The organism is Streptosporangium sp. NPDC051022 (assembly GCF_040683035.1).
Lineage (GTDB): Bacteria > Actinomycetota > Actinomycetes > Streptosporangiales > Streptosporangiaceae > Streptosporangium.
This window is the reverse complement of record NZ_JBFBCF010000030.1, coordinates 106,465-117,146: the sequence shown is the minus strand read 5'-3', so window position 1 is coordinate 117,146 and position 10,682 is coordinate 106,465. Positions and strand designations below refer to the sequence as shown.

Sequence of the window (10,682 nt, the reverse complement as noted above, 5' to 3'; positions counted from 1 at the left end):
CGAGCGTCGATCTGACGGGTCAGCAGGTAGCCGGCCGTTCCTCCCACGAACGCGGGAATCATCAGCCAGCCCACAAGCGAGACCGCCCAGCTCACCCACGGCGCCCCGACGTCCGCGGGCGAGGTGATGCCGATCATCACCTCGTACGCGGTCGACCAGCCGATCAGCAGCCCGTCCGCGGCGAAGAGCGCGACGAAGGCCACGGCGAACCATGCCGCGCGGGTCAGCAGCCAGTAGCGGGTCTTGTTGAGCGCCGCCAGCGACCGTACCCGCCGCCGGGATCGCGCCAGCAAAGGCATCCGGGAAGGAGGCTTCGGCGCTGCTGGCGTCATGTTTCGACGGTAATCGCTAGATCAATTCTTTCAAGGGCCATCGTGCTGCCCCGGTTCTCGAACCGTGCCGGAGCCCTCTGCCGGGGCATGGGCTTGACGGGAGCGGCCGGCCTCGCTGCGCGGGTTTCGTACACCTGAACAGCCGACCTCACCAGCGGGAGGTCTTCCACAGCGAATGCGCCGACCTGGAATCCCCGCTTATTTCGTAAGGCGCCTTGCAAACTATGTGTAAGGCGCCTTACGTTTTCTGGGTGATGGACACGCCCGACCGCATCCCCGCCCGCTACGTCGACCTGGTCGCCCTGCACGGACCCGCCCTCGGCGTCGAACAAGCCCGCCCCCGGTGGGGGCCGCTGGTACGCGCCGCCGAAGACGGCACCCCGGCGCTGATCACCCGGGAACACTGGGAGTGGGCCGCACTGGTCCCGCTGACCGAGGTCGCCGAACCGCTCGCGGAACTGCCCGCCTGGCCACTCAGCGAGGCCCGCGCCAAACTCGGCACCCTGGTCCGGCAGGTCACCGGCCTGACGTACCCGGCTGTGCTGCTGACCCGCCACCGCACCCCGGTGGCCGCACTGATCGACGCCCGCCGCCTGGCCGCCCGCCCCGCCCCCGCCGACCGCCTCGCCGTAGAAGACCTGCTGCGACAGGGGTGTGAGGTCACACTGTCTTTCGACCCTGGCCAGGACGGCTGGGTGAGCGAGGACGGCGACGTCCTGGACGAGCCGTACGACCCGTTCTATGTGGCGATCGCCCGCGATCACCAGGGCGCCGAGGTGGCCACCGGCTACGGCGACTCGGTCGCCGAGGCGCTGCTGTGCCTGCGCGGCCCCTACCCCGAAGACCCAACCGAGTTCAGCGACGTCCCCCCGTTTTGACCCCTGCCCTCCCTGTCCTTGCATCCTTCGAGAAAGGACCCCGGTGAGCGTTCCCGCGCGCCGCACCATCGCCCACACCGCCACCCAGCTGGTCCAGGCCATGGACATCACCGCCGACCAGTTCGCCCGCGCCCACGCCGCCGGGCTCGTGCCCGACCCGGACATGAAGACGCCGCGCTGGTCCGGGCCGGTGGTGGACGACCTGGTCGCACGCCGCCAGGAGATCCTGGAGGCGATCCCTGACGACCTGGACGAGCAGCAGCTGCGCGAAGCGCTGGGCATGTCCTGGGGCGACTGGAAACGCGCCTGGGAGGCCGACCTGATCCCGGCCCCGGACCGGGGCGAGTTCTGGACCCGGCCGCTGGCCGAGGAGATCATCGGCCGCGCCGAGCAGCTGCGTGCCACAACCCCGCCGCAGCCGCTGGGTGCCACGCGGTGCGCCGAGTTGCTCGCCGAGGCGACCGGCGTGGAGGTCGCCGTCGACGACGTTCTGACCTTGGCCGAGCTGGGCCACACCGAGATCGTCGACTACTACAAGAAGTGGGCGCTGTACGACGTCGGCCGCCTGCAGGCCCTGGTCGCCACCGAAGAAGGCCGCCACCTGGTGGTCGACGTGGCGGCCGAGCGCACCGCGTGGCTGACCGGCTCGATCGAACCCCGCGAGGCCGCCCGCTTCCTGAACTGGCGCGAGGGCGACCTGGCCCGGGTGGCCGCCGAGCGCGGCATCACCACCGGCCGGTTCGGCCGCTACCGCCGCACCGACATCGCCGCCCTGTCCGGGGATGAGGACCTGATGGAGGAGGTCCGCCGCGAGCAACTGCTCGGCCCGGAGCAGGCCGCGCAGCACCTGGAGATGCGCAGGGTCGATTTCGAGTACGTGGTCGCGGCCGGTTGGGTGCGTCCCACCCGGCACGTTACCCGCGAGGTCGGCCGCCGCAAGGCCGTCGAGGTGCCGCTGTATCGGACGGCGGACGTGGAGGACGTGCTGGAGGTGCCCGGCGTCGACTGGGAGGCCGTGCGCGCTGTCAAGGCCGGGGAGGTCTCCCCGCTGCGTGAGCACACCCGCCTGCCCGCCACCCGCGCGACGGCCGTGCGCGCCTTCTGCGCCCAGCTCAGCGCCGACCACGCGGTGGAAGTCTGGCCGCACTGGTGGAACGCCGGCGACCGGTGGGAGATCGACTGGGAGATCCGCGAGGACGGCCACCCCACCAAGAGCGAAGTCGCCGCGGTGCTGGCCGCCCACCACGGCGCCCGCCGGTACGCCGACCAGATCACCTTGAGCACCCAGGTCGGCGAGGTCATCCGGTGGGCCCGGCACTGCCAGCACCCCGGGCAGGCCGTGGTTGTCGACACCGAGACCACCGGCCTGCACGGCGCTGTCATGGTCGAGATCGCCGTCCTGGACGCCTACGACGGCCGCGTCCTGCTCGACACCCTCGTCCATCCGGGCGGGGCGGTGGTCGAGCCCGGCGCGCGGGCGGTGCACGGCATCACCGACGCCGAACTGGAGCACGCCCCCACGTGGGGAGAGGTTCTCCCCCGCTTCCTGGAGGCCGTCGCCGGGCGGCGGATCCTGGCCTACAACGCCCCTTTCGACCGCGCCGCCGTGGCCGCCACGCACGTCCACGCCGGACTGGAGCAGACCGAGCTGCCCGCCGCGACCCGGTGGGAGTGCCTGATGCAGGCCCGCTCGGTCTGGGCACGTGTCGGCCGGTGGCTTCCTCTCGGCGGCGGCCACCGCGCCCTGGGCGATGCCCGCGACGCCCTGCGGGTGCTCCAGGCGATCGGCACGCCCCGCCCGAACTGACCTGGAAGCACACACCACCCACCCCCAACCAAGATCAACAGCTTTTCGCGGAGTCGACGCCGACTTCACCAACCCCACTCCCAAAAAAGGGGGGGTGGGGGTGTCCGCCCGAAGGAACACCCGCGTGATCTTCCGGATTTGCCTCCTCAAACGAGGGAGGAAAACCCGGACGGAATTGCCCCCGGCTTTCCATCCCACCCGAGAGGACGACCTGATGGTCCAGGTTCGCATCATGCACACCACCGACGCGGCCCGCGTCGCCGAGGTGGCCGAGATCCTCCTGCCATGGATCGCCCAGTGCCCCGACCTCGTCATGGGCGACCCGGTCGAGCTGGGAACCCGCGGCGGCACCGGCTCCCGCATCTATGTCGAAGTCATCCCCGCCACCCGGGCATCTGGGCCAACAGCGATTCAGGCCTGCGCGGAACGCGTCGACGGCGATGAGCGCTTCCCAGCCCGGCGCCGCGGCGGTGCTGGCCGCCGCGCCCTGCCGTCTGCTCCTCGCCGGAACGAGGAGCGGTGAGCGGCCGCCGTCCCCGGCAGGGGTATGCGCTGCTGCGGTGGATCGCCGGTCGGCCCGGCGCGGCGGGAGGATGGCAGTTGCACCTGCCTGGCACCGAGCAGCAGGACGGGCAGCTGCTGTTCCCGCCCCGGCGCGGCCTGCCTCCACAGGAGATCAGCCGGTGGGCCGTGCAGGCCCTCACTGCTCACGGATGGCATCTTCCAGACGGCGCAAAGCTTTCGCCGCCTCTGTCGGCCCCGTTCGCCAGTGTGATCCCGGTCCTGCAAGCCTCGCTGTGACTTGAGCCCCGCCCCCTCTGAACCACGGGGCGGGGCGCCACCGCCTTCCCAGGAGTTCACTCCTGAGGTGCTCAGTCGCTGGTCCACGCCTTGAACTCAGGGGAGGCCAGCACCAGGACTTCGGGATCCTTTTCCTTGTCCACATCACGGCTCGGTACACCGGGAACGAGCGCGACAGCGAACCCGGCGGCGTACAGCACATCGGCCATCGCCCGTTCCATAACGGATCTGGTGGCACGCTCAACCCGCACCAGCGGATGATCAGGATGATCCACCCCCCGGTGTCCCGACTGGGCGTCGAAACTCGCCTCCGCCCACCACAGCAGACGGGCTTTGTCGCCACGGGCCATGATCTGATAGCCCCCCGCAGGCCCCTTGCCTTGCTCCGGTATCCCGACACGGGCGAACAACTGGCGGACGTCGCGGATGATCGATTCGGCGCTGGGGGAAACAGCAGTCATGTGCGCACGGTAGACCAGATCAACCAAGATCGGATGAGACCTTTCTTCACATTCCTCAAGGCGGCCCGCCCCTGGCGGGCCGCTGGCGTTCGCGGGCCGGGCTGCGGCTCTCCGGCCGGTCCCGCCCCGCGACGCCCAGGCCCTCGACGGCCGGTTGCCGAGAGAACTCGAGCCCCGCCGCCGACGAGCACCAGGAGCAGCCCGACGAACCGGCGCCGCCAAGTGCCGGCTACTCGCGGCGCCGAGCTGGCCGACGCGGTTGCCGAAAGAATCCGGGCCCGCTACTTCTCGCCGTCGTCTTCGTTGACTTGACGCTTGTGCTCCCACCTGTCCGCAGCGGACTGCGCCCGTCGCGCAAACGCCTGCAACTTCGGATCTCCGCTGCGGTCCGCAAGAGACTGGATCCGGGATGCCCTGGGCTTGTTCATCTTGCTCATGTCCCCATAAGGCAGCGGTCGCCGGTTCCTGTCCATGACCGGCAAGGGCAGCATTGCCGAATTGTTCTTATGAGGGGTCGAGCACCGGGGGCAGCCCGACGAACCCCGGCCGCCAGGCGTCGGCACTTTTCGGCGCCGAGCTCGTCGACGCGGTTGCCGAAAGAACTCGCGCCCGGGGCGACCGGATGTGCGGCGAGTTTGGGCGCATGTAAACCGCGTGCTCGCTCGGGGCTGATCCGTTGTTAGAAGGTCGAGTACACGAACTGCGCGCCGTCGAACCAACGGAGCTGCCCCCAGTAGCTCACCCTAGTGTTCGGGCTGGAGCACGATGCCCCGGAAGCATCGGAGCTGGAGCCGTCTGCCCACTGGCCGTAGGCGTAGTAAATCTGACCGGCCGAGTTGCGGCATTTCAGGACGACCCGCGCTTCTTCGTCTTTGTTCGAGTTGTAGGTGGAGCAAGAGGCAACCGCACCCCGGGAGCCAACAGCCGATGCATCACAGCCAGTGGCGGCGTGGGCTGTTGCGGACGTGCCGCCCAGCACCGCTCCAGCGAGAAGAACTGCCGATACAAGATTCAGTAAACGCATGTTGCAATCCTTTCGATTGGTGGAGCTGATGTTTCGCTTGGATAAGGTATTTGCGTTGCTCCTAGAAGCTTCTTCCTGATGTCTGCTTTGCAAGAGTGCCTGGGCGAAGCAGTCGTCAACTGTGCACCTCCTGAATATGCTTGTTGGCAGTTAAGAAGTCGTTGACGGTTTCTGCACACTTGTTGCCGATTTCCGCTATGCCCCAGGATGGGGTTGCTGACAAAGCCCCATCGGAGGTCAATGGCGGCGGCCCGGCCGCGCCGCCGCACGGCGTGGTCTGCCCGCACCGTGCTCCGCGACCAGCGGGCCGGGCCGTGCGGCCCTGGCGGCCGGTCCCGGCCCGCGCCGCCCTGCACCACGGCAGACCGCGCCGCCCGCCGCACTACCCGGCCGCCGCCCTGCCCCTCGACCACCGCACCCAGGCCGCACCGCCGAACTCCATGGGGCACGGAGTTCGTGACCCTCTGGGCGAACTCCGTGGCGGGTGGAGTTCGTCAGTTCAGGTCCGCCAGGGAGACCACTGTCAGGACCTCGTCCTCCCCCGCGACAGTCAGCACCGGCATCTCCACACCATCCGGCAGCTGCAACCGGTACCGGCCCGGCTCGACCTGGCGCCCGTCGACCAGGAATCGCTCGTCGTCGGTGAACTCGATCCCCCCACGGACCTGCAGCACAGCCAGATCCTCCAGCTTCTCGTCATCGCTCATGCCGTCGAGCCTGACCGCCGGGCCCGTCCCCTGTCTCGGGAACGAACCCGGCGGTGTACGGATGTTGTGGGTTGGCGGGGAGCCGACCTTGTAGGACGGCGCCCCGACCTACGTCGTCGTGGTCGAGCTGGGGAAGGTGTGCCACTTCATGCGGGCCCGGAGGGCCGCCACGCTCTGCGCAGCGGGGACGGTGTCGCCGGACGGTTCGACGTGCGGGGTGCCCGCCAGCACTGTCTGGGCGGGCGGAGGCGTGGAGACGGGCCGCACGCGGGCCTGCCAGCCTGCAAGGTCGCCGGGGGTGAACGAGGCGAGGTAGCGCGGCCAGTCGGTGACGGCCTTCTCCTGGTCGATCAGGCGCACCATCGCCATGGCGTCGGCCCGGCTGCAGGAGGTCAGGCGCATGACGGTTTCCACGGCCTCGCCGAGGCGGGCGTGTTCCTTCTCGACGGCGGACGTTTCCTCGTTGATCTCGCTTTCGGAGCGCGGCTGGGGGACTTCCACCTCAGCGCCGTACGGCGAGACCCCGGCGTCTACTCGGTGATGAATTGCGCTGATGTCTTCTTGATGTACTCGTGTCCAACCAGACGACAGGGGTGTCGTCCCATTGGACAGGTGGATGTCGTCTGGTTGGACACCTACCTGTCCAACGGTTGGACAGGTCTCAGGGTCCACGACCTCCTGGTCGTCCTCCTGGGGGGTGTCGTCTGGTTGGACAGGTGGGGGCCCGCCGTGCCGCACGCACGGGCCGACGCCGGGCGTCGCGGTGCCCCATCCGGCCCGCCGGGTGCACAGCGTCTTGGCCTTGGTCGGCATGGCGCACCGCTCCGGGCCGTCGTTCGGGGTCAGGCAGTCGACCGGCGGCCACGACGGCCAGAATTCGCTGGCACGGCCGGGCCGGGGGACCTTTACCACCCACCCTTCGGCGGCCAGCTGCTGGGTGGCGGCGTTCACGGTCTGCCGGGACATGTCGAGGTGCCGGGCCATCGTCCCCTCGCTGTGCCAGGACTTCTTGTCCTGGCCCTTCTTCTTGAAGGCGGTGGCGATGTAGATCCGCTGCGCCACGCTCTTGCGGGACGGCTCCCAGCCGGTCCGCTGGAACAGCAGCATCATCCAGCGCAGAGCAGCGGGCAGGGTGAGCTCGGCAGGGGTGAAGTAGGGCTCAGCCCAGGCGGGCATGGGCACATCGTCGATCGAGCGGACGGCCATCAGGGGTTCACCCCCTCGATGAGGGCATGCGCGTGCGGAAAATCGCACGCGGGCATCGCGAACCCAGCGAACATCATGTTGCTACGATCTCCTTGTCGGTTTGTCGGTTTGCCGGTCCCGCCAAGGACCGCGAATCGCCGTCGCAGACGCCAATCTGCGACCGGCCCCCTCAAATTGGGCCTTGGAAGGTCGTCCCTTGCCGGGGACGGCCTTCCTGCGTTTACGAGGTCAACTGCCTGCCGCGTGCGCATCGCCACCCTTCTTGCTCGTCGTGCTCTTCCTGCTCCCCCGGGCCGGAGCGGCCTGGTCCTGCTGCTCGGAGTCGCGGGGGGTCCGCTTGGCGCCCGCCAGCAGCCAGGCCCGGACCTCCGAGCGGCTGTAGCGGGTCGTGCGCCGGTCGATCGCGTACCGGATCGGCCCGATGCCCTTGCGGTCCCAGTGCCACAGGGTGGTCCGGGTGGTGACCCCGACCAGCTCCATCAGCTCCTCGGGAGTCATAGTGGCGTCTGCCGGGATGTCGTGTGTGCGTGGTGTTGCGGGCATGAAGGCGGCTACTCCCTTCTGGCCTGGGAAATCGGAAAAGTTGATGTTGAACGGTTCACCCTCAGAATATGTAACGATCATCATACGGCCCGCCCTTCAATGCCCTGTTTCAAGGTGACGTGGATCACATTTCCGGTCGGTCGCAACCTGGTTGAACCATCAGCTCAAGCGAACCGCTCTCCTCGCTCCGTGACCCCCACGGAGAGCTGTAGTGGTCCCTGAAGCGCGCACGATGCAGAAGACGACCATGAAGGTCATGTGATGCTTGATGGGCTCCTGCGGAGCTCGTGAAGGGGCTGTCATAGTGCTCGGGAAAATCGGGCGGTTGAGAAGAACGCCGGGTCTGACCGGGAATCGGTAACAGCTCAGCCATCCCGCCCCGCCCGTGGCCGACCGGCGCCAAGCTGGGAAGCGTGCCGCTTTCTCCCCCGTCGTCAGGCCCTGAGGCCGTGCCCCCGGCCCCGGGCCGCTCCCGCACCCGCCGAGTCGTGATCGGTGTGGCGGTCATCGTGTCGGTGGGGTTGCTGGGGGCCGGGCTGGCAGGGTTCTTCGCCGATCCGCTGCACCTGCCCGATGAGGTGCTGGACGTGCTGGACAAACGCGCCAGCGTGATCAGCATGTTCACCGGCCTGGCCGGTCTGCTCGTCGCCGGGGCTGCGCTGCTGATGCAGATCCGCTCCTCCTCCTCCTCCTCTGGGGCGCAGGCGCCGCCCGCAGATGATGACGCGTCGGGGCTCTCCCCGGGCGGGGGCCTTGTCGATCTTTCCGGTGGGGTCGTTCACGGCCCGGTCACCGCTACAGCCGTCGCCCGGACCGAGGCCGGCGGGATGGGGGCGGTCGCGGTCGGCGGGGACACCTCTGGTGTCATCGTCACCGGCGCTCATGCGTCGATCACCATGACCACCGCACCCGCGGCGGCCGCGGCCGGCCCGGTGCTGCCGCCGGTGGCCCAGGTACCGGCCAACGACCTGACCGCTCTGCCGCGGCGGGCCTCGCGGGTGTTCGTCGGCCGCGAGGACCAGCTACGCCAGCTGGTCGGAGTGCTTGAAGCCGGGCCGGGGGTGATCGCTCAGGCGGTGGTCGGGCTGGGCGGGATCGGCAAAACTGAGCTGGCCCTGCACCACGCCACCGTCCGCCGCCACGACTACGACCTGATCTGGTGGATCGACGCCGAAACCCCCGGGGCCATCCAGACCGGCCTGGCCGCTCTGTGCCGGGCGTTGTGCGCGGGCGTGGCCTCGGCGGCCGCCGCTCAGGTGCCGGTTGCGGAGGCCGAGGCCTGGACGCTGGCCTGGCTCAGCACCCACCCGAGGTGGTTGCTGGTGTTCGACAACACCGACGACCCCGCTGATGTGCAGCCGTATCTGGGACGGTTGCATCGCGGCCATGTGCTGATCACCAGCCGCCGCAGCGCCGACTGGACCGATGTGGGTACCGTGGTGCGGCTGGGCGTGCTGGAACACGATCAGGCCGTGGAACTGCTGCACGAGCTGATCGGCGAGGCGGTCGCCTGGAACCAGGTGTTGGCCGAAGAGCTCGCCGCGGAGCTAGACGGGCTGCCACTGGCGCTGCGCCATGCCGGCGCTTACATCGCCGCCACCCCCGGTGTGGACCTGGCCCGCTACCTGCGCCTGCTGCGCACCACCCCCGCCATGGGCTCCGGTCGGCCGGGAGCGCTGCAGGAGGTGGTGGGCCGGTCGCTGGCCCTCACCGTCGCCCGCATTGGCCAGATTTATCCGCTGGCGGTCGAGGTGTTGAGCCTGCTGGCTTGTTATGCCCCCGAGCAGCTGCCCTGCCCGGTGCTGTACGGCATGGACGATGCTGGCGGGGCGGATGAGGCGGCGGTGGCCGAGGCGCTACGGGTGCTGGCCTCTTACAGCCTGATTGGCCGCTCGGCCGGTGGCGATGCGGTCATCGTGCACCGCTTGGTCCAGGCCGCCACTCTGGCCACCCTGCTCGGCGCCGAGCGGGAAGCCCTCCGGTGCCGAGCGGTCGAGCTGCTGGAGGTCGCCCTGCCCGACGACCCGGAGGCGCCGGTGAGCTGGCCGGTGTACGCCAGGCTGCTGCCGCATGCCCGCGCGGTCCTGGAACCCGGTTCGGCTGCCATGGAAAAGGTCATCGACTACCTGGGTGCCGCCGGTGACTGGCGCACCGCCCGCACCCTGCAACACCAGCGTCTGACCGTTCTACGGAACCGGGTCGGCTTTGACCACCCCGACACGCTGGCCGTACGGCACAACCTTGCTCACTGGACGGGGCGAACGGGGGATGCGGTGGCGGCGCGGGAGATGTTCGCACAGCTACTGCCGGTGCGTGAGCGAGTGCAGGGGGTCGAGCATCCCGACACGCTGATCACCCGACACGAATTTGCCTCCTGGACGGGGCTGGCGGGAGATGCGGTGGCGGCGCGGGAGATGTTCGCACAGCTGCTGCTGGTGTGTGAGCGGGTGCAGGGGGTCGAGCATCCCGACACGCTGTCCGTCCGGCACCAACTTGCCTCCTGGACGGGGTGGGCGGGGGATGCGGTGGCGGCGCGGGAGATGTTCGTGCAACTGGCCCCGGTACGGGAACGAGTGTTGGGATCCGAGTATCCCAACGTGCTGATCACCCGGTATTGCCTGGCTCGTTGGACGGGGCGGGCGGGGGATGCGGTGGAGGCGCGGCAGATGCTCACCCGCCTGGTTCCGATGATGGGGCGGGTGCTGGGGGCCGAGCACCCATACACCTTGACCGCCCGCCAGGAGTTCGCTTGGTGGATGGGGCAGGCGGGGGATGCGGTGGCGGCGCGGGAGATGTTCGCACAGCTGCTGTCGGTGCAGGAGCGGGTGCTGGGGGTCGAGCACCCCGACACGCTGACCACCCGGAGCAACCTCGCCTACTGGGCTAAGAAAGCCCAGAAGCAGCCATGAGCCGAGGCCGCCTG

The 10,682-nt window shown here is 69.3% G+C and carries 11 protein-coding genes; 5 read left to right on the top strand and 6 right to left on the bottom strand.

The features are described from left to right. Window positions 1-332: DUF6313 family protein (locus AB0N02_RS36380; RefSeq protein ID WP_363956223.1), on the bottom strand; the 332-nt coding region annotated here is incomplete at its 3' end. Window positions 333-583: 251 nt separating this feature from the next. Between AB0N02_RS36380 and AB0N02_RS36375 the strand changes: the two genes are divergently transcribed. From AB0N02_RS36375 to AB0N02_RS36360, 4 genes are all read left to right on the top strand, one after another. Beyond that, window positions 584-1,210, top strand: a complete 627-nt coding sequence (locus AB0N02_RS36375; protein ID WP_363956220.1) for a hypothetical protein — start codon at window positions 584-586, stop codon at window positions 1,208-1,210. A gap of 43 nt (window positions 1,211-1,253) precedes the next feature. After that, on the top strand, window positions 1,254-3,017 hold the full coding sequence (locus AB0N02_RS36370) for a 3'-5' exonuclease (RefSeq protein WP_363956217.1): 1,764 nt from the start codon (window positions 1,254-1,256) through the stop codon (window positions 3,015-3,017). Window positions 3,018-3,141: 124 nt separating this feature from the next. Further along, a complete protein-coding gene (locus tag AB0N02_RS36365; protein ID WP_363956215.1) occupies window positions 3,142-3,540 on the top strand; it encodes a hypothetical protein in 399 nt (132 codons plus the stop codon). Continuing rightward, on the top strand, window positions 3,537-3,818 hold the full coding sequence (locus tag AB0N02_RS36360; RefSeq protein WP_363956213.1) for a hypothetical protein: 282 nt from the start codon (window positions 3,537-3,539) through the stop codon (window positions 3,816-3,818). Before AB0N02_RS36365 ends, AB0N02_RS36360 begins: the two co-directional genes overlap by 4 nt. A 71-nt stretch (window positions 3,819-3,889) precedes the next feature. Here the strand turns inward: AB0N02_RS36360 and AB0N02_RS36355 are convergent, their stop codons facing one another. The 5 genes from AB0N02_RS36355 to AB0N02_RS36335 form a co-directional block, all read right to left on the bottom strand. Then, entirely contained in the window at window positions 3,890-4,306 is a 417-nt protein-coding gene (locus AB0N02_RS36355) for a hypothetical protein (protein WP_363956210.1), read from the bottom strand. A 652-nt stretch (window positions 4,307-4,958) separates the two neighbouring features. Further along, window positions 4,959-5,303, bottom strand: coding sequence for a hypothetical protein (locus AB0N02_RS36350; RefSeq protein ID WP_363956207.1), 345 nt, complete (start codon window positions 5,301-5,303; stop codon window positions 4,959-4,961). A 494-nt stretch (window positions 5,304-5,797) separates the two neighbouring features. Further along, the gene (locus AB0N02_RS36345) at window positions 5,798-6,010 is read right to left on the bottom strand and encodes a hypothetical protein (protein WP_363956204.1); all 213 of its coding nucleotides are present in this window, start codon (window positions 6,008-6,010) and stop codon (window positions 5,798-5,800) included. A 108-nt stretch (window positions 6,011-6,118) separates the two neighbouring features. After that, window positions 6,119-7,186 carry a hypothetical protein gene (locus tag AB0N02_RS36340; protein WP_363956201.1) on the bottom strand — a complete coding sequence of 356 codons (1,068 nt, stop codon included), beginning with the start codon at window positions 7,184-7,186 and terminating at the stop codon, window positions 6,119-6,121. A 258-nt stretch (window positions 7,187-7,444) separates the two neighbouring features. Then, complete coding sequence (locus AB0N02_RS36335) at window positions 7,445-7,714, bottom strand: hypothetical protein (protein ID WP_363956198.1); 270 nt, start codon at window positions 7,712-7,714, stop codon at window positions 7,445-7,447. A gap of 533 nt (window positions 7,715-8,247) precedes the next feature. On the opposite strand from AB0N02_RS36335, the gene AB0N02_RS36330 reads away from it, so the two are divergent. Beyond that, a complete protein-coding gene (locus AB0N02_RS36330; protein WP_363956195.1) occupies window positions 8,248-10,668 on the top strand; it encodes a tetratricopeptide repeat protein in 2,421 nt (806 codons plus the stop codon). Window positions 10,669-10,682: the final 14 nt, after the last annotated feature.

What these genes read in the sequence shown, in the direction of transcription:
- AB0N02_RS36350 (WP_363956207.1), bottom strand. Translation starts at nt 5,303, where the DNA reads ATGCGTTTACTGAATCTTGTATCGGCAGTTCTTCTCGCTGGAGCGGTG.
- AB0N02_RS36345 (WP_363956204.1), bottom strand. Translation starts at nt 6,010, where the DNA reads ATGAGCGATGACGAGAAGCTGGAGGATCTGGCTGTGCTGCAGGTCCGT.
- AB0N02_RS36340 (WP_363956201.1), bottom strand. Translation starts at nt 7,186, where the DNA reads ATGCCCGCCTGGGCTGAGCCCTACTTCACCCCTGCCGAGCTCACCCTG.
- AB0N02_RS36335 (WP_363956198.1), bottom strand. Translation starts at nt 7,714, where the DNA reads ATGACTCCCGAGGAGCTGATGGAGCTGGTCGGGGTCACCACCCGGACC.